The sequence below is a fragment of the Pedobacter sp. HMWF019 genome (genome assembly GCF_003061025.1).
Lineage (GTDB): Bacteria > Bacteroidota > Bacteroidia > Sphingobacteriales > Sphingobacteriaceae > Pedobacter.
On the sequence record NZ_QAIL01000036.1, the window covers coordinates 1 to 18,738 of the forward strand.

Annotated in this window: 16 protein-coding genes; 15 read left to right on the forward strand and 1 reads right to left on the reverse strand. The window is 39.1% G+C overall.

Going from position 1 to position 18,738, the window contains the following annotated elements; translation table 11 throughout:
• The first annotated feature begins 207 nt into the window (after positions 1-207).
• Entirely contained in the window at positions 208-447 is a 240-nt protein-coding gene (locus tag DBR11_RS02100) for a hypothetical protein (RefSeq protein WP_108549958.1), read from the forward strand.
• Positions 448-548: 101 nt separating this feature from the next.
• On the opposite strand, the gene DBR11_RS02105 is transcribed toward DBR11_RS02100, so the two are convergent.
• On the reverse strand, positions 549-905 hold the full coding sequence (locus DBR11_RS02105) for a hypothetical protein (protein WP_108549959.1): 357 nt from the start codon (positions 903-905) through the stop codon (positions 549-551).
• 138 nt (positions 906-1,043) lie between these two features.
• Between DBR11_RS02105 and DBR11_RS02110 the strand changes: the two genes are divergently transcribed.
• From DBR11_RS02110 to DBR11_RS02180, 14 genes are all read left to right on the forward strand, one after another.
• Positions 1,044-1,493 carry a hypothetical protein gene (locus tag DBR11_RS02110; protein WP_108549960.1) on the forward strand — a complete coding sequence of 150 codons (450 nt, stop codon included), beginning with the start codon at positions 1,044-1,046 and terminating at the stop codon, positions 1,491-1,493.
• 117 nt (positions 1,494-1,610) lie between these two features.
• On the forward strand, positions 1,611-2,237 hold the full coding sequence (locus DBR11_RS02115; protein ID WP_108549961.1) for a hypothetical protein: 627 nt from the start codon (positions 1,611-1,613) through the stop codon (positions 2,235-2,237).
• Between the two features lie 172 nt (positions 2,238-2,409).
• Positions 2,410-3,345 carry a hypothetical protein gene (locus DBR11_RS02120; protein ID WP_108549962.1) on the forward strand — a complete coding sequence of 312 codons (936 nt, stop codon included), beginning with the start codon at positions 2,410-2,412 and terminating at the stop codon, positions 3,343-3,345.
• 1 nt (position 3,346) lies between these two features.
• Positions 3,347-4,462, forward strand: a complete 1,116-nt coding sequence (locus tag DBR11_RS02125) for a tail fiber protein (protein WP_108549963.1) — start codon at positions 3,347-3,349, stop codon at positions 4,460-4,462.
• Positions 4,459-4,914: a hypothetical protein gene (locus tag DBR11_RS02130; protein WP_108549964.1), complete on the forward strand. Its 456-nt coding sequence runs from the start codon at positions 4,459-4,461 to the stop codon at positions 4,912-4,914. Before DBR11_RS02125 ends, DBR11_RS02130 begins: the two co-directional genes overlap by 4 nt.
• Before the next feature lie 41 nt (positions 4,915-4,955).
• Positions 4,956-5,384 carry a hypothetical protein gene (locus DBR11_RS02135; protein WP_146186439.1) on the forward strand — a complete coding sequence of 143 codons (429 nt, stop codon included), beginning with the start codon at positions 4,956-4,958 and terminating at the stop codon, positions 5,382-5,384.
• Between the two features lie 22 nt (positions 5,385-5,406).
• Positions 5,407-8,640, forward strand: a complete 3,234-nt coding sequence (locus tag DBR11_RS02140; RefSeq protein ID WP_108549966.1) for a hypothetical protein — start codon at positions 5,407-5,409, stop codon at positions 8,638-8,640.
• Between the two features lie 15 nt (positions 8,641-8,655).
• Positions 8,656-12,054: a DUF6443 domain-containing protein gene (locus DBR11_RS02145; RefSeq protein WP_108549967.1), complete on the forward strand. Its 3,399-nt coding sequence runs from the start codon at positions 8,656-8,658 to the stop codon at positions 12,052-12,054.
• Between the two features lie 644 nt (positions 12,055-12,698).
• Positions 12,699-12,953, forward strand: coding sequence for a hypothetical protein (locus DBR11_RS02155; RefSeq protein WP_108549969.1), 255 nt, complete (start codon positions 12,699-12,701; stop codon positions 12,951-12,953).
• 159 nt (positions 12,954-13,112) lie between these two features.
• Positions 13,113-13,580, forward strand: coding sequence for a type IV pilin protein (locus DBR11_RS02160; protein WP_108549970.1), 468 nt, complete (start codon positions 13,113-13,115; stop codon positions 13,578-13,580).
• Positions 13,581-13,592: 12 nt separating this feature from the next.
• A complete protein-coding gene (locus DBR11_RS02165) occupies positions 13,593-14,126 on the forward strand; it encodes a hypothetical protein (protein WP_108549971.1) in 534 nt (177 codons plus the stop codon).
• 10 nt (positions 14,127-14,136) lie between these two features.
• Positions 14,137-15,567 carry a GspE/PulE family protein gene (locus DBR11_RS02170; protein ID WP_108549988.1) on the forward strand — a complete coding sequence of 477 codons (1,431 nt, stop codon included), beginning with the start codon at positions 14,137-14,139 and terminating at the stop codon, positions 15,565-15,567.
• Positions 15,567-17,570 carry a type II secretion system protein GspD gene (locus DBR11_RS02175; protein ID WP_233260616.1) on the forward strand — a complete coding sequence of 668 codons (2,004 nt, stop codon included), beginning with the start codon at positions 15,567-15,569 and terminating at the stop codon, positions 17,568-17,570. Before DBR11_RS02170 ends, DBR11_RS02175 begins: the two co-directional genes overlap by 1 nt.
• A gap of 1 nt (position 17,571) precedes the next feature.
• On the forward strand, positions 17,572-18,738 hold the full coding sequence (locus DBR11_RS02180; RefSeq protein WP_108549972.1) for a PilN domain-containing protein: 1,167 nt from the start codon (positions 17,572-17,574) through the stop codon (positions 18,736-18,738).

The following is an 18,738-nucleotide window of genomic DNA, read 5'->3' on the forward strand; positions in this document are numbered from 1 at the left end:
GTTTATTCGTGAAACTATATTTTATTGATCGTGGTTGTTTTTTGAGGAATGTTATTGAGTTTGGAAGAGGTTTATTATCTTTCGGGAATTATTGATCGGGTTGGTTTGATCAATGAGGTTTAGAAAATAAATAGGAAATGAACGCTCTGAATTCCTCCAGCCAAGTGGTTAAACTTGTATGCAATATAAGCTGTTAGAATATAAAATATGGAAGATATTTATGTGAAAAAGTATTGGGAAGAAGAAGATGTTTTGTTCTATCTGCATTTTCGTGGTCATGAAGCTGTGAGGCAGATTGAGATTATAGATGGGGAAGTGAAAAAAATGAATCTCGATAATCCTGTTGTAGGAGATTCGATGTTGTATGATCAATCTTTTGAGGATTTGGATTTAGCACAAAATGATTTCATTTCTGAAAGAGAGTTTGAGGCCATATGGGCGAGTTGAGATATCAGCTAAGATAATGTTTAGGTTGTGTTATTGCGTTACATAAGCCAGGGTGTCTACTTGTTTATTAGATTTCCTGGCTAGGAATTCAACTGTTTCGATTAATTTTTTGGTGTCTTTAATTCCGGTATTCGTATTCCAAAAGCTGTTGTCGTTAAATCTGATAAGATGCAACCTGGAAGACACCACATTAAGTGATTTGGAACTATATTAAAAACTATGTTGGGGTCTCCATCTGAAAAGAGATGGTACATGGAGACGAATAGTTTTCCAAAAGCATAGGTCATGGCTGGCAGAATGGTAAATAGAATTACGATTGAAAAGAATTCCCATTTTTGATACTTGGCTTTTAACAATGCAAAATCCTGATTTCCTACATAATGTGGGGCTTTATAGGGCATTATTTTCGCTAAGATTCCTAAAATCAAAGGAACGATGAGAGCAATGGTCCAGGTCATGGGGTAGGTTATTGTGGAGTGATAGTTTTTCCAAAAATAAATATATCCTGTTCATTACGATGGAAAATTTAGATATGTTTGGGTTTGTAAAAGTTTACTCCGTAAAATTGCTAATATTTCTTCTCCAATAGATGGGTAATGAAAGATCTTAAAAGAAACACTTTTAGAAGTTTATTCCTTATAATTATATTATTCCAATTTTCATGTTCAGATGCTCCGGGTATAGAGTTTAAAAAAAAGAATATCCATTTTGGTGGTCTACATAGAGCAGTATTAGATAGCGGAGATTATACTGGAATTCACATATTGCAGGCATACATAAATGAGGATAGCTGCAGTTTAGGTAAATTAAATGCGAACCTCTACTTGGCCGAAAATATCAGAACTGGAGATACACTTTATATTTTTGATTTATGTAGCAAGGCGCCTGAGTTTATTAAGGAAGATTTGCAAGAAAATTTTGTTATTATGCACGAAAAAGTAAAGAAAGATATCCCAGATTCTGTTTGTATTCTGGTTCCGCAATCTTTCAGAATTCCGCTCCGTAGTAGATTTGTATTCTCCGTTGTAACTAGATTACTAGACTAAATGGAGGATTAGATTAACCGGGATAAGGATTAAATTCTTGGTGCTGGTTGTTTTTGAGGAATGCTCCTCAACATACTTAATGATGCTAAGCAGGCCGAAGCAGATCAATAAAAAATAATGAAAAATATACTACTCATATCGTTAATAACAGTACTATTTGGAGGTTGCACTTCTAATGTAAATAAAACAACTGTAAATTCTGGGAGTAAGGTTTCTCTTCAGCAACCTGAAACTAATATTGATTCTTTGAGGAAATGGGTTCATAAGAGTCTGGAAACGCAGAGTCTAGATTTTGATGGGGATACGCTGAAATTTATGTCAGCTGACTTTTATTTTTATTATCCTTTTGGAGAATATGATAGTATAGATTCGATTCAGTCGAAATATCCGCGTTTAAAATTGCAAACTGTAATTGATACTAGTCAAGGTGTTTCACTAGACTTGTACAAGATGACTTATAATCAGAACTTCATAAAGTTTGTGAAAAACAGTGATACAAAAAAAATTGAAATTATTTATGCGAAGATTTTAGATAGCAGTATTGTTTTCTTGAGGGGCGTAAGAGTTGGACTTAGAAGGGATGTGTTTTTTAGTAAGCTTTTTAATAAACCTGTTCACTTAAACAAAATTAACAATGTTAAGATCATATCGGCTTTGGAAGGGATTAACCATAATTACCATTTCAATTCAGATACTATTTCATCCATAGTTATGGACACCGATTATTTATTTTATAAGTTTTAAGGGGTTATGTACCTACCAGATTGGACTTCAGGAACTTTCTGGTTTTTTATTAGCTTTTTCGGTGTTGAATCTTTGGATTTAGACGATCATTTAAAAAAGTTATCAACATTTTCTTTAGTGCAGTGGGGTAGCACTGAGTTTATTTTACTTAGCGCCAAAATTAAATGGCGTTATGAAAAAAGCTCTTTTTTGTCTGCTTTTCGTTGTTGCGGGCAATATTTTAAATCTAAAAGCACAAACTACGGGCAGTATTACTGTAGGTGGTGATATTGATAAGTTTTATCCAACACTTTGGACTGATGGTGGCTGGAATAACAATGTTGCTTCTCAATTGGAGATAGGACGTTCTTCTGTGCATGCAAATAGCAATTGGCGAGGCTCATTGATTGCCAGGTTTGACTTTCATGTGACCAATTGGGGCCACGGTGCAAATTTTATTGATGCTGATGTTATACAAGATCATAACTCAACTGAAAGCGTAAAATTTATTGCAGGTTGGTCTGATGCTACGTTTGCTAATGCTTCTGCTAGAATCATTATTTGGTTAAGAGGAGGCGGAACAACTTATTATTATAAATCTCTTTTTCCTGTAACGCCTGTGGTCTACGATGGGCTAGCTAATCCATTACCTTTTCTGGAGCAAGATCGGCCACCCCATACTTTCAAAACAACTTTAGATCCTTATGTGAATTCCAACGGGCTTTCTAAACAGGGGACAGCTTATTTTTATGGAGATGGTCCGAACTATTTTTCAGGCAATGTAGGTGTTGGAACCTGGGATACAAAAGGCTATAAGCTTGCTGTTGCGGGAAACATGATTGCTGAATCTGTTAAAGTCCAGTTGCAGGGGAGTTGGGCGGATTATGTTTTTGATGACGATTATAAGCTGCAGCCTTTATCTGAGGTCGAAGCTTTTGTAAAAAAGAACAAACACCTGCCGGAAATTCCTTCTGCCGAGGCTGCGAAAAATCATGGAATTGATTTGGAAGATATGAATGCTAAACTGCTCAAAAAGATTGAGGAGCTGACTTTGCATTTGATTGACATGAAAAAGGGCATGGAAAAGCAAGACAAGGAAATTCAAGACTTAAAATCTAAAATCAAATAATATGCTGAAATATTTCGCTCTTATAGGGTTAACATGCTCAGTTAGCCTTTCTATTGCACAAACTAATGTGTTTCCTGCGACTGGAAATGTTGGGATTGGCACTGGCAGCAACCCCCTGACCAATTTACAGGTGAATTCTGACTTAAATGGTGTTTCTGCTGTGAGTATCGGGGCACCAAATTCTGCTGGAAATACTAATGTGCCTCTTGGTGGAAGCCCTGGCGGATATAATATTGATTTTTATACCTGGAGAGATAATGTTCCTAATCAGGTTGGTTCCAGAATCCGGGCGGAGAGAATGAATCGGTATTACGCTAATACGGCTCTCGTACAGGCAATGGATCTCAGCTTTTATACATCTGATGGTTGGCTGGCTGGGAACCTTTCGGAAAAGATGCGTATTACGAGCGAAGGTAATATTGGTATTGGCACTAAGGATCCTCGGGCAAAGCTGGATATTCTGGGTGGTATAATGATGCAGTCAACGCTGAATAATCAGTCTTCAAGACCTGTGATTTCTCCTAATAAAATTCCGGGTGAAATTAGGGTATACAGCTCTGCAGGGGCTACGGCTGATGATGGGCTGTTAAGGTTAAGTGCGGGCGGAGGAAGTAGCGCTGGTGTTTTGTCCTATATAGATATTAGTTCATATTCTACCGTACCAGATATGGATAGAAACATTGTATTTGGAACCAATGGCTCTGAAAAAATGCGGATTTCAACTTCTGGAAATGTTGGTATAGGGATGAATTCTCCTGCTGAAAAGCTTTCTGTGAATGGTAATATCCGGGCAAAAGAAGTTAAGGTGGAAACTCAGAACTGGCCAGACTATGTATTCAAATCAGACTACAGCCTTCCTTCTTTAGAAGCCACAGAAAAACATATCAAAGAAAAAGGCCATTTGCCGGGAATTCCTTCAGCAGCGGAGGCGGAACAGCAAGGGATAAACTTAAGCGAAATGAATGGGAAGCTTCTGAAGAAGATTGAGGAGTTGACTTTGTATTTGATTGAAATGAATAAAAATGTATCTGATCTAAAGCTTAAAGTAAAAGAACAAGCGATACAAATTAATGAGCAGGAAGCTCAAATCCTACAACTTAGAAATAATAAAAAATGAAGAAAATAATGCTCTTAGGGCTTCTGCTGATTAACCAATTGTGTTTTGCGCAAAGCAATATAGATTGGAGTGGAACAGTGGTTTTTCCTGCAAATTTTAAAGTGGGGGATTATATTGAATTTTTAGGCGTGCATCCAATGAACGCGGGAGCTTCTGGCAATTACGAGATTTCAATTTCCTATACTCGACTTGATATTGCTGCTGGTGCAACACACCTTGCCAGTATCTCGCATTCTAATCCTGACGTATGGCGTGAAGTTGGAAGAATTAACAGTAATGGATATACTGGTAATCCCTCTAATTCTTACTGTTTTACGATAGATTGTAATACAGAATATGCAAACCCAAGATTCAGAATTAGGGCTGTAAATGTTAAAGGTTCAAATGCGAATGCTCTTCCAGTAGATATTAAAGTAAGGTCAATTAGTCAGAATACTGGATGGACATCTTGAATCTCTCAGGGACTGATTTGACTGCTAAAACTTTTCTTCCAATGACTAACGATTGGAGCCTGTATGTTGGAAATACTTATTTGCCAAATGGAGCGAATTTAGCGATTAAGGCAATAGAGAACGGGAATGTGGGTATAGGAATAAGTTCTCCCACTGAAAAGCTTTCTGTTAATGGTAATATCCGGGCAAAAGAGATCAAGGTAGAAACTCAGAACTGGCCGGACTATGTATTCAAATCAGATTACAGCCTTCCTTCTTTAGAAGCAACTGAAAAACACATCAGAGAGAAAGGCCATTTGCCAGGAATTCCTTCTGCAGCGGAGGCGGAAGAACAAGGGATAAATTTAAGCGAAATGAATGGGAAACTGCTCAAGAAGATTGAGGAACTGACTTTGTATATGATCGAACTCAAAAAAGAGGTGAAGGAACTAAAAAAAGATAATCAGAAACTGAAGTTTCGAGGAAATTAATACAATAACAATTAGATAGATAATGATTAGAAAATTTAAAATTATATTATTAATAATACATCTTGTTTTATTAAAACAGGCTTATAGTCAGCCACAAAAACTTACTCCAGTAATTCCTTTGGCTCCTGAGGCAGCTGAGTTTAGTAAGTATGGTACTTTTCCAGTATCGCTTGTTTCGGGGAGACCTTCTATAAGTATTCCAATTTACGAGGTTAATAGTGGCGATATAAAAGTACCCATAAATTTGAGTTACAATGCTGGCGGTATTCAGGTAAATCAAAGAGCAACCTGGGTAGGGTTAGGGTGGTCATTGAACTCTGGTGGAACGATTTCGAGAAATATAAGAGGGAAGCCCGATGAAGGAAATAATGGTTATTTTCAGACGTCATTTACTACTGATGAGATTATGAATATGAGTGAGGTGGAGGAGGAAAGTTCTCTCCTAGTTCAGCAACTGGCTGACAATGTTGTCGATTGTCATCCAGATATATTTACTTATAATCTTCCATCAGGGACTGCAGGAAGATTCATATATTCTAAGAAGCTTGGTAAGTTTCAATCCATCCCTACTGAAGCAATCGAGATTTCGAGAACAAATGCAGACAACACATATATTATCAAAGATGTAGATGGAAAGAAATATTTTTTTACTGAGAAACAAACCGTTCTTATATTACTGCCAACTCTTTCAAGAAATGTACAATCGTGGTATCTAACCAAGATTATGAGTGAGGATGGGCGTGATTCGGTTTGCTTTAGTTATAAGACTACTACTCAAAATGATGTTAGCCAGGAAGAAGTTGTTAAAAGTAGTCAGCACAGTTATAAGTGGGCGGATCACAACGGCCAGTGGCAAGATCAAGGGATAGCCATTAATGAATCAACATCAACGATAAGTTACTTAGTTCCCGACGAGATCCAATTTAGAGGGGGTAAAATTAAATTCTACAGCGCCACAAATCGGAAAGATTATGCCGGAGATATGTTAGATAGCATTGTCATTTTTGGAAGAAAGGAACAGGACTATGTTAGGAGGGAAAAATATTTACTGGTACATGATTATTTCATTTCAGATGCTAGTAAAACTTACAAAGATTATTATCGCTTGCGTTTAAATGCTCTAATTAAGGAAAATGTTAATAACAACTTGGATCAACAAATTCATAGATTCGACTACAATCCTGTTGTCTTACCGGAAATTAACTCATATAGTCAGGATTTCTGGGGGTACTACAATGGTGCAGCATATAATGAATTAATGCCAAAGATGTTACCATTGGCGCCTGAGTTGTTTGTTTATAAAAACAACAATAGTTATGTTGGAATGGGTAATAGACTAGCAAATCCAGATTTCGTAAAAGCGGGGATACTAGAGAAAATTACCTATCCGACAAAAGGGTATACTAGATTTAATTTTGAAGCCAATCGTTATAAGTCGGATGTTTCTTCCATAGCGGAAAGCCAAATCGCTTACCTAGAGAATTACGGAATCGGTAAGAAAAAAGTAAATACAGTAACGAAGAAAATTACTTGGCCAAATAATGCTTATTCTAACGAAATTGCATTTAATATTGTTTTTTCAGCACATACAAATCCGGGGGCAATAACTGTAGCTCAGGAGGTTGTCATTAGAGACAATACCAGTGGACTGCAATGGTTGTATCAACACGAAGGAGACTTTACTAAAAGTCAAACAAATAATTTTAACTTGATTTTTCAGGGCGGTCATGAATATGAAATTACATCGTCGGTAGAAGATGTGGCTGCAACCTTTATCAAAATTACAGCTAAGGCTAAAACATTATTGTCGAATCAAATCGTTAATTATGGAGATGGTGTTCGTATTGCCAAGGTAAGTAACTATGACAATAACGATGCATTAATTACTGAGGAAGCTTACAGTTATTTTAGTAACGCAGGAGGGGCTGATAATGGGATGATTACCCGAAATGATCAGTCTATAATGAATAACTATTATACAATGAAAGAAATTGACTATGGAGGCTGTGTTACTCCATGTATGGGGTGTGGTCCAATACGCAATGACTATATTGTATATACAGCATCGCCAGTATATGCTACTTTTGACATTTCTGGCGCGAAAATTCTTTACAATCAAGTTACTAAGGTTAATTCTAATGCAGGTGGCATACCAAATGGAAAAATGGTAAGTTATTTTACAACAGAACAAGGGTATTATCCAAACTCTGTTTATAATCCAAATGTACCTGGTGGTTTTGAATATTTTGATAACAGTTTGTTCAGGGCAACTGAACCTGTGTACGAGGCATTTTATAAGTATAATTTAGACAATCAAAATTTTTCCCTAGTTAAGGATAAGAAATATAGTTATACTGGAATTGGAAATGGTTCAGAGAGATTAGTTAATGTTTTCAGGGAAAAATATTATCCTAGAGGAGGCCCTTGTGGGCTTGAGTCTGCATTGCAGAAAATAGATTATAATATCTTAATGGGGACATTCAAACTTTCTGCAATAGAGGAAACCAATTACGATGGGCCAATTCCGACAATAGTTAGGACAGAGATGAGTTACAATCCACTTAATTTGTTGGTGAGTGAGCAAAGAAAGGAAAACAGTGATGGTAAGGTAATTAAAGTTGTAAATAAGTATTCAGTTGATTTTCAGGATACCAGTTACGGTTCAGATTTATTGAGGAATAATTCTATGAAGGATGTACTCTTAGAAAGGTCAGAATACTCCAATACTCAACTTATCTCAAGAGATGCTACAACTTACGGAAATTTTAATGGTTTGATAAAGCCATCCTTAGTTCAGAAACTTTCAACCAGTACGCAGGCGCTGGAAAATCGTATGAAGTTTACTAATTATGATTATTATGGAAACCTGCTTAATTTCATTCATGAGGGTGGAATGAAAGTTTGCTACTTATGGAGTTACGATAGTCAATTTCCGATTGCCGAAATTAAAAATGCAGATTATGCTGCTGTACAACAGGCCCTGGGAGGAGAGGCTGTTATAAAAACATTTTCTGATAAGGCCAACCCGACTAAAGCAGAGATTGATCTCTTTTTGCAACCGCTAAAAAATAATACAACTTTCAATAATAGTCAAATTAGTATTTACAGTCACAAGCCTTTAGTTGGTTTAGCTACGCAAACTGATCCAAAAGGTCAAAATGCATATTATGAATATGATGGTTTTCAACGCTTAATGAAGGTGAAGGATCAACATGAAAATATTATAAAAAGCACTTCATATAATTTTAAACCATAAGTTGACGCTCTTATCATGAAAGATATAACAAATAGAATTATTCCAGTTTTTATTGCGATAATTTCACTTCTACTCGCTTCTAATTCAGATGCTCAACAATTGCCAGATAGAATTTTAAGTGCTTATAATAATGAAACGGAAATTACAGGTCAGGCAAGTGTAACCTTAAAGCCTGGTTTTTATATCCCATCTGGTAAAACCGTAAGAATTTACACTACAGGAGCAAGTTTTGAGAGGTGTAGTGATTTTTTGAGTACTCCGAGTGCAAATCAGAATTACATTAGTACTAAAGTGTTTAAAACCCCGGGTTTTCTAACCGATAGTGATATCAATAGAACTGGTCTAAGTACTTGTGATGTTGGTCAAACCATTCGGTACTTTGATGGTTTAGGAAGGCCAGTTCAAACAGTGACAGTGCAGGGAAGTCCAGGGCTTAAGGATATGATACAGCCATTCGCCTATGATGCTTTAGGAAGGGAGTCTGTAAAATACCTGCCTTATGCGGTAACAAATAATGGTGGTGCTTTCCGAACTGATGCTTTAACTAGTGGAGCAGGTCAGCAATTGTTTTATAATACGGCTACCGGTGTCAAAAATACGACTACTCCTTTTTCTGTAACTGTATTTGAATCCAGTCCATTAAATCGGATACTTGAGGAAGGTGCGCCAGGTATGCCTTGGCAGCCTGCTACTACGCGAACAACAACCGGAGGAAGAACGGTAGTGAGTGAATATGGAACAAATATTGCCTCAGACCCTGTTAAACTTTGGGTGATAAATGCATCAGGGGCATCTACAACAGCGGCCTATGGGGAGGGGAAACTCTACAAAACCACCATTAAAGATGAAAACTGGTTAAGTGGAAAAGCTGGTACGGAAGATGAATATAAGGATCTCCAAGATCATGTGATACTGAAAAGGCTATGGGAAACCGAAACGAAGAGTTTGTCTACCTATTATGTTTATGATGATTTCGGAAATTTACGTTATGTACTACCTCCAGCCGTAAATGAAAATGGCCAGAATACGATCAGCAGTTTTTCAGAGAGTGATGTTGTATTCAAGAATTTTATTTATGGTTATAGTTATGATGGTCGTCAGCGGTTGATCAAAAAGCAGGTTCCTGGCAAGGGTTGGGAGTTTATGGTGTATAATACATTGGATCAGGTAGTTTTGAGCCAGGATGCTGTACAACGTGCAAAAACTACACCTGAATGGTTCTATACTAAATACGATGTTTTCGGCAGAGTGGTGAGTACAGGTATTTATGCCCGTAACCTTGTAACACAGTCTGAGATGCAAACAGTAGTAACTAATGACGGGTTAAGTAACAGCTTATTTGAAACCCGGCCGATCAACACAGATGGCAGTAATTCAGATTATACTAACGTTGCTTTTCCAAGAGATAATACCCAGGCTCAGGTAGTTAGTTATTATGACAATTATGCATTCGTTGGGAATACTTTTGGTGGACCTACCGGAAATCAAATGCCAGCTGTCCGAACGAAGACTTTGCTTACAGGTACCAAGGTCAATACCCTTGGAGCGCCAGACATGCTTTTGACCGTCAATTATTATGATGATGAAGGTCGGGTAATACAAAGCAAAAGTCAGAACCATTTAGCGGGTACTGACGTAGTCAATAATACCTACAAATTTTCGGGAGAGCTTAAATCCAGTTCTCGTACACATGTGGTCAGTGGGGTAACTACTATTATAGCCTCTCGCTATGATTATGATCATATGGGAAGAAAGCTTGCGACATGGGAGTCCATAAACGGAGCACCGGAAATAGTGTTAAACAAGATGGACTATAATGATATTGGCCAACTGGGTTCTAAATCTCTGCACAGTACAGATAATGGAACTACCTTTCTTCAGAAAAGTGATTATGCTTATAATGAAAGAGGTTGGATGAAAAGCAATATTTCTCCTCAGTTTAGTTTTGAATTAAAATACCAAGATGGTACGACACCTCAGTTTAATGGGAATATCGCCAATCAGAGTTGGGGGAGTAACGGATCTAATCCCAATACTTTTACTTATGGCTATGATAAACTGAATAGGTTACTTAGTGGAACCAGTACAGGCATCGTGATGAGTGAAGTGCTGACCTATGATGTGATGGGTAACATTGCCAGTTTAAACAGAAACGGAACCTTAGGAACTTATGACTATACAGGTACAGGCAATAGGTTGAATCAGGTGATTGGCGGACTGGCCACAGGGCTTTACACCTATGACGGAAATGGAAATGTCAAAAAAGATGGAAGGACAGGAGTAACTTTAACCTATAACCAGTTGAACTTGCCAGCTACAGTAACTAAGACCGGTTTAACCATGGCTTATACCTATGATGCCTCAGGTGCTAAGCTGAGAAAAGTAAGCAATGGAGCAACGCGGGATTATGTTGATGGAATAGAATATGATGGGACCAAAATAGATATCATTCATACTGAAGAAGGTTTGGCAAGAAACAACAGTGGTGTATATAGCTATGAATATAATCTAAGTGACCATTTAGGGAATGTAAGATTAAGTTTTTATAAGAATCCAAGTGGCAGTCTGGAAGTTTTACAACAAACCAATTATTTTCCGTTTGGAAAGACATTGATTGCAAAAGCAGGTCAGAATAAATATCTTTACAACGGCAAGGAGTTGCAAGAAGAGCTGGGACAGCTCGATTATGGGGCACGGTTTTATGATCCGGAGATAGGAAGGTGGAATGTGGTGGATCCTTTGGCAGAAAAAATGCGGAGACATTCTACTTATAATTACACTTTCGATAATCCAATAAGGTTTATTGACCCTGATGGGATGTCTCCAACGGGTCCAGGTACAGGTGGTCCTGGAGATATAATAAAAAAAGCTGCTGGTCTTATAGCCAAGAAAGCAAAAGATATTGTAAATAATTTACCTAAAATACAAGTTTCAAGCAAGCTAACGGTTGGGATTCAGGCAGGGGTTTCCGCTGGAAATATTGCGTCGTTGGACTTTTCTCCGTTAGTTTTCACGGCTTTTGAGACAAAACATACTTTAAATAAAGGTGAATATAAAAGCGAATTAACTCTGCCTGGAGATGGAAAAGGTATCAAAACAGATAGCAAAGTTGGAATTAATATTGCCGGGAATTCTGCTGAAGCCGGAGGAAGTTTTCAACTCCATGCTGGAGAAGATGGGCCTTATTCGACAAACACTAAAACAACAATTAAATTAGGAGGAGTTTTTAAGGATTCATTTGCCAAGGGAGTGAGTACAGAAACTAAAATAAGTACAAGTACAAAAATGGGTAAGAGTATAGGAAGTCAGGAGGTAAGGGAAACTCAAAACGGTCACACAACAGTGTCTAATGAAAATTCTATGAAATTATCTGTAAAATTTATATTAGGTGCTGAAATTTCAATAAAATACTAATGAATACAATTGCTCATTTTATAAAAGCACTTTTTAATAATCTTGTTAAGAGATTTAGACCGGAAGAAATTTTCTTTGGTTTAACAACTATATTCACCGTTATAGTAGAATATAGTTCTGTTGTGCCATCTTTGTTTATGCTCTGCTTACTTGCGTTTTACTATCTGTTCTTTGGTTGGTTTATGTTCTCAACAAAAAATGAAAAACATGCCTTGTTTTCTATAATTTCTGGAGTACTGTATTCAATTTGCCTTTTAAGTATTGCTATTGTTTTATTACGAAGCGGCTATGAAGTTTTCTTTTATCTATTGCAGTTTATTGTTTTGATGTCAGTTTTGTTGTTTTTATTTAATAGAAAGACCTGGGGAATCTATAAAGAGAACCATTATATCAGAATTGGGCTAATCTTATTTCTAAATATATATATATACATTTTTAGATAGATATTGTATGATTTTATAGTCTTGTTTTAAATAAAGCGAGAAAGTAAAATATACTGATTGCCTATGATACTTGAAGTAATTAGAAAAACTAAGGAGCTAATGGCAGTTGCAGTTGAGAAAAATCGATCAGCACCATGGGGCAACTTCTGTTAAATTAAAATTAGGTGGAGATCAAAGTATGATAGTTAAATAGTTTCAGAAATGAATTTTACGAATATTGTAAATAGTATTAGAACCAAGGCTGACTTTGTAAATTTTATCCATTTTCTTTTGGAAGACTTAAAGAGTAACTCAGAAGATTGGGAAAATAAAACATTGCCTGAATATTTAGAAGCAATAGCAAGTTGGACAGATGATATGGAAGGTTATTATGTTAATGATAACCTTCCGATACCTGACAATGTGGATTGGAAGGTATTTGCAGATATTTTGGTGGCCGCAAAAATGTATGAATAAGCATTGCTTTTCCATTTTTTATTGCAAAATCCTTTTCATTCTCAGCTCCAAAAATTTATTTTCATTTTGTTGATAAAAAAAACTTCAGTGCAATCTGGCTGCACTGAAGTTCTTTAACATTGTCCTTTCAACGTTAACAATTAACAATTAAAGGAAGATATGAAAATCTCAACAACGCCAGAATCAACAACAAACCAACCATCCAGCGCAATCAAACGCGCGCTAACCAAAAAAGTAAAAGCCTATACCTTAACCGAAATCCTTGTGGTTCTGGTGATTATAGGTATTCTTGTGCTCCTTGCACTTCCAAACCTTCTTCCTTTAATCACCAAAGCAAAGAGTACAGAAGCTAAAGTGCAGCTGGAACATCTTGCTACGCTCGAGAAAAGTTATTTCTATGAAAAATCCAAATACAGTTCGGATCTGAATGAACTGGGCTTTATTCAGGAAAAACTCTCTACCGATGGTAAAGACGGAAAAGCGAATTACAGAATTGAAATTGTACGCGCCAATAACACTGGTTTCCTGGCCAGGGCAACAGCTGTAGCCGATTTTGATGGCGACGGTACCTTTAACATTTGGGAGATCGATCAGGATAAAAACCTGAAAGAAGTAGTTGCAGATTAAGGATTTATCATCATGATCACAACGCTCAATTTGCTCGCTTTACTGGCGCTGGTTTCTGTCTGTTATCAGGATATGCGCTACCGTGGTGTGTACTGGATCTTTTTTCCTGTACTCAGCGCTTTATTTTTCTTTTTGAAGCTTAAACAGGTAGGCTGGGTCAATACCCTGCAGGATGCTGGTTATGCCATTACTTTCCTGGTGGTCCAGCTGCTGCTGGTCTGGCTCTATTTCAGCGTTAAACACCGCAAACTCTTCAACATCGTAGACAGCTACCTTGGCCTTGGGGATATTCTGTTCCTGTTGACGCTGGCCTTTTACCTTTCTCCGCTAAACTATGTGGTGTTTTACCTGCTGAGCCTGATCCTGGTATTGGTTTACGTACTGGTAACGAAAAGGATCAAAGGCATGGATCATATCCATATTCCCTTGGCTGGCCTGCAGGCTGCTTTTTTAGCCATGCTCTTGTTTTGGGATTTGGTACAGCCGCAGTTACAACTCTGCCAGGATTCCTGGATTTACAAAACCTATTTATTTAATGGCATTTAACCCGGGAAATATGAAAACGATACCTATAGAACTAGATATGGCTTTTATCTCTTCTGTAACGAGAGAACAGGCCTGGCATTACAGGATCATTCCTAAAGACAGTGATGAGGGCAGTATGGTCTTGTTTTGCGATGAGAACGCGGAGCAGCATATGCTGACCGATGAGCTGGAAATTGTACTTGGAAAACGCATCCGCCTGGAAGGAATTCCTTCAGATACCATCAATGAATGGCTGAACCTTCACTACCTCAAAGAAAACGGACAGCACCAGTTTCAAAAATCTGTTGTCGCGATAGAAGGGGATGGTTTCTTGAATGAACTGATCCGGGAAGCGCGTAATTTAAAAAGCAGTGATATTCATATTGAAATTTATGAAGAGCGGTGCAGGGTAAGGATCCGGATAGATGGGATGATGGTGGAGCGTTATGTGCTGAAGAAAACGGAGTATCCGGCCCTGATCAATAAGATCAAAATTATGGCTAATCTGGATATCGCGGAAAAGCGCCTGCCACAGGATGGAAGGATCAATTTCAGGAATGGGGAGGAGCAGTTTGATATCCGGGTATCGGTACTGCCTACTTTACATGGAGAAAAGGTGGTGTTGCGTTTATTGAACAATAACGCAGCAAATATCGACCTGGAAAAGGTGGGCTTTTCTGCATTTGACCTGGCCAATTATATGCAGGGCATCAAAAGGCCCAATGGTATTATCCTGATCAGCGGGCCTACTGGCTCCGGAAAAACCACTACGCTTTATGCCACACTGAAGTATCTGAATAAAGAGACCCGGAACATCTTAACTATTGAAGACCCAATAGAATACACCCTTCAGGGTATCAACCAGGTTCAGCTGAAAGAGAGCATTGGCCTTACCTTTGCATCGGCACTGCGTACCTTTTTAAGGCAGGATCCGGATGTGATTATGGTGGGAGAGATCCGGGATCCGGAAACGGCTAACATGGCCATCCGTGCGGCTTTAACCGGGCACCTGGTGTTGTCTACAGTCCATACCAATTCTGCCTGGGGAACGGTATCCAGGTTAATGGATATGGGTATTCCTTCCTTTTTGGTGGCCAATACGCTGAACACCTCTGTGGCGCAGCGGCTGGTCAGGTTGCTTTGCCCCAATTGCAAAACGGAGGAGGATTTTGATCCCTCTTTTTACCCCAAACAATTTAAGCCTTTTGCACCGGTACACCGGCACTATGTGGCGCGTGGCTGTGAGCAATGTTATCATACAGGTTACAGTGGCCGGAAGGCTGTATATGAGGTGATCCCTCTGGATCATGAACTGACCCAGGAAATTAAACAAGGAAACATGTATATCAATCCTTTACTGGATCTGCGCGGAATTAAAACTTTAGGTGAAAATGCCTTTGCTTTGTTCGCCGCAGGCCAGACAACTATAGAAGAAATTTACCCTTTATTATTTACAAATTAATGCGGAACTCAAAATTAATCCATCGATTATTGAAGCAGGTGCTCTTGTGTGCGGGACTGTTTACAGCCGGTTTAACTGGTGCATTTGCACAAAATCCTATGCCAGGGCAGCAGCCCAACCAGGTGCAGAGCCCGGCGGCCGAAGAACGGCTAAGGCTGGTCAAAGAAAGGTTGAATAACCTGGCCATTACGGTTCCTGGTTTAAACCAGAAAGTGGAGATGAACGTGTCTAACGTTTCTGCTCAGGAGTTTTTACGTGCCCTGGCCCAATCCAATAACCTGAACATCAATATTGATCCTCAGCTGAATTTCAAGGTGTTTAACAATTTTACCAACGAAACGGCTTTAAATGTGCTGGTCTTTTTAACCAAGGAGTATGGACTGGACATCAACCTGATTGGGTCTATTATGTCGGTAACCAAAGCCAAAGATCCTGTACCTGTGGTGCCGGTAAAGCAGATCAATGTGCGTTACCATCAACAGAACAATACCTTGAGCTTAGAACTGGACAACGATACGCTGGCGCAGGTGGCCAGGAAGATCACTATGGTTTCCGGGAAGAATGTGGTGGTGCCCAATACTTTGCTGACAAAGAAAGTAACGGGCTTTATGGCAGATGCTCCTTTTGAAACGGCCCTGGAGAAACTGGCTTATACCAATGACTTGAAGGTGGTTAAAACCAATGACAATGTATTTGTTTTCCAGGCTTTAGGCGAGGATGAGCAATTGTACATTGACAGTGAAAAGAACACGGCGGTGAAAAGAAACCTGAAGCCGGTTAATGTGGCGAATGGAAATTCGGGCGGAGGTGCTAATTTCAGTCTGTTGAGCAGAGTGGTGGGCGGAAAGAAATTGCTGAGTGTGGATGCTATGAATGTAAATATGATCGATCTGATCAAAAATGCGGCCCAGGAACTGAATGCGAACTACTTTCTGTATTCGGATATTAAAGGGAGCATCACCATGCGGGTCAATGATATTAGTTATGATAATTTGCTAACGGCTGTTTTTCAGGGTACAGACTACACCTTTAAACTGGAAAACGGGATCTATATGATCGGTGACAGGAAACTGGAGGGCTTAAGGGCGCATAAAATTATCCAGTTGCAGAACCGTTCGCTGGACACGGTGCAGAATATGATTCCTAATGATTGGAAACGGGGAGTGGAGATTAAGGAATTCAGGGAACAGAATACCATTCTTTTATCGGGCTCGGCGCCTCAGATTACCGAAATAGAAGGTTTCATTAAACAGCTGGACAAGCTGGTTCCCATGGTGTTAATAGAAGTGACGCTGATCGATATCCGCAAAGGTCATGGTGTTAAAACCGGAATTTCTGCCGGGGTGTCGGACAGTATTTCCAATCCGGGAAAGATCTTTCCGGGGATTGATTATACCTTTAGTTCCGGAGCGATCAATAGCTTTTTATCCAAACTGGGCAGGAACAATTCCATTAACCTGGGCAGGGTAACGCCTAATTTCTATATCAACATTAGTGCGCTGGAGAACAACAGTAATGTAGAAGTGCGCTCTGTACCCAAATTATCTACGTTGAACGGCCATTCTGCAAACCTGAGTATTGGAAGCAAGCGTTATTACAGTACGAAGACGCAGAATGTGATTCCATCTTTAACCACACAAACGGTGATTACGGAGCAGTTTACGGCGGTTGATGCGAATTTGAACATCAATATTAAACCGGTGGTTTCGGGTGATAGCCAGATTACGCTGAACATCAAAGTGGATATTTCTGATTTTATTGGGGATCCGCCTTTGAATGCGCCGCCTCCAACCTCTACCAGTAAGTTTGAATCTATTGTGCGTGCAAAAAATGAGGATATGATTGTATTGGGTGGTTTGGAGCGTACAGAGAGCAGCGAAAGTGGTTCTGGTGTGCCGGTCTTGTCTCGGATTCCAATTTTGAAATGGTTGTTCAGCAGCCGCAGTAAATCGAATAATAAGGTAGTGACTGTGGTGTTTATTAAACCAACTATTATTTACTAGTATGGCTTTTGATTTCAATTTTAAATCGGGGCTGAGCGATAGTAAGGGGCTGGAACTGAAACTTCAGGCCGATGGTTTGATCGATGTGCGCTTGGTGGAGCTTTCCCTGAAAGGTAAAATGGTCCGGATCGGGAAAAAAAAGCAGTATACCGCTGAACTGGATCAAATTGCTAATGGGCTATCTGGTCCTCTGGCGATTACGGTAACCGGCCGTGGGGTGTTGATTAAGAAAACGAAAAAGCTGGATGAAGTTACGGAGGCTGCTTTACAGCAGGTGTTTCCTGGCTTCAATTTGAGGGAGTTCTATGTTCAGAATTTTATTTCTGGCGAAGATTCTTTTTTGACGGTGGTGAGAAAAGACATTGTTGATAAAATGATTGCTGCTTTTAAGAAGAAGGGGGTGGAGGTCTTGATGTTGAGCCTGGGCCCGTTTGTGGTAGATCAGGTACTTCTGCAACTCAACTTATACCAGGATTCATTGAGTTTTGACGGGCACCGCATCAAATTCAGGGAGGATAAGAGCTGGGAGAGTTATACTCAACAGCTGGAAACAGATGTGGGTTTTGCCCTGAAAATTGATTTGGAAACCATGCCCGAGCCGTTTTTATTAAGTTATGCTACAGCGTTTCAGCTGATCCTGGCTGAAGTTTTGGATCCGGTAGAGGTGGATGCTCCGGAGATCGGGGAAAACAGGGCGGAGTGTATCGCGAAGCTCAAATTTGAGAACAGAGGTGTGCTGGTACTGGGCCTTTTTTTTGTGCTCCTGCTCCTTAATTTTTTGTTGTTTGGTTTTTACAATTCCAGTAACCAGGAAATGGAAGGCCGGGCGGGCAGGAAATCTGATCTCTCGGCCAATAAGAAGAAAATGGAAACGGAAATTAAGGAAAAGGAAATTCTGGTGAAGAAACTGGGTTGGAATAAGGGCCTTGGTTATGCTTATATCTGCGACCAGATTGGGGCAGGTTTGCCAGGTTCTGCTACGCTGACCGAAATGTCTGTAGAATCTGGTTTGATTAAATTGAAGGGTACTGCACAGAATGTGTACGCCATCAACGACTGTATTTACACTTTTAAACGCAAATCATGGGTGAAGGAGGTGCAGCTGGAAAAGTATACCGCTGATGACCAGAAGCAGGCACAGGTTTTTACCATTACTTTAAATTACTGA

What these genes read in the sequence shown, in the direction of transcription:
- DBR11_RS02120 (WP_108549962.1), top strand. Translation starts at nt 2,410, where the DNA reads ATGAAAAAAGCTCTTTTTTGTCTGCTTTTCGTTGTTGCGGGCAATATT.
- DBR11_RS02145 (WP_108549967.1), top strand. Translation starts at nt 8,656, where the DNA reads ATGAAAGATATAACAAATAGAATTATTCCAGTTTTTATTGCGATAATT.
- DBR11_RS02140 (WP_108549966.1), top strand. Translation starts at nt 5,407, where the DNA reads ATGATTAGAAAATTTAAAATTATATTATTAATAATACATCTTGTTTTA.
- DBR11_RS02170 (WP_108549988.1), top strand. Translation starts at nt 14,137, where the DNA reads ATGAAAACGATACCTATAGAACTAGATATGGCTTTTATCTCTTCTGTA.
- DBR11_RS02165 (WP_108549971.1), top strand. Translation starts at nt 13,593, where the DNA reads ATGATCACAACGCTCAATTTGCTCGCTTTACTGGCGCTGGTTTCTGTC.
- DBR11_RS02110 (WP_108549960.1), top strand. Translation starts at nt 1,044, where the DNA reads ATGAAAGATCTTAAAAGAAACACTTTTAGAAGTTTATTCCTTATAATT.
- DBR11_RS02125 (WP_108549963.1), top strand. Translation starts at nt 3,347, where the DNA reads ATGCTGAAATATTTCGCTCTTATAGGGTTAACATGCTCAGTTAGCCTT.
- DBR11_RS02130 (WP_108549964.1), top strand. Translation starts at nt 4,459, where the DNA reads ATGAAGAAAATAATGCTCTTAGGGCTTCTGCTGATTAACCAATTGTGT.
- DBR11_RS02175 (WP_233260616.1), top strand. Translation starts at nt 15,567, where the DNA reads ATGCGGAACTCAAAATTAATCCATCGATTATTGAAGCAGGTGCTCTTG.
- DBR11_RS02135 (WP_146186439.1), top strand. Translation starts at nt 4,956, where the DNA reads ATGACTAACGATTGGAGCCTGTATGTTGGAAATACTTATTTGCCAAAT.
- DBR11_RS02155 (WP_108549969.1), top strand. Translation starts at nt 12,699, where the DNA reads ATGAATTTTACGAATATTGTAAATAGTATTAGAACCAAGGCTGACTTT.
- DBR11_RS02160 (WP_108549970.1), top strand. Translation starts at nt 13,113, where the DNA reads ATGAAAATCTCAACAACGCCAGAATCAACAACAAACCAACCATCCAGC.
- DBR11_RS02100 (WP_108549958.1), top strand. Translation starts at nt 208, where the DNA reads ATGGAAGATATTTATGTGAAAAAGTATTGGGAAGAAGAAGATGTTTTG.
- DBR11_RS02115 (WP_108549961.1), top strand. Translation starts at nt 1,611, where the DNA reads ATGAAAAATATACTACTCATATCGTTAATAACAGTACTATTTGGAGGT.
- DBR11_RS02105 (WP_108549959.1), bottom strand. Translation starts at nt 905, where the DNA reads ATGACCTGGACCATTGCTCTCATCGTTCCTTTGATTTTAGGAATCTTA.
- DBR11_RS02180 (WP_108549972.1), top strand. Translation starts at nt 17,572, where the DNA reads ATGGCTTTTGATTTCAATTTTAAATCGGGGCTGAGCGATAGTAAGGGG.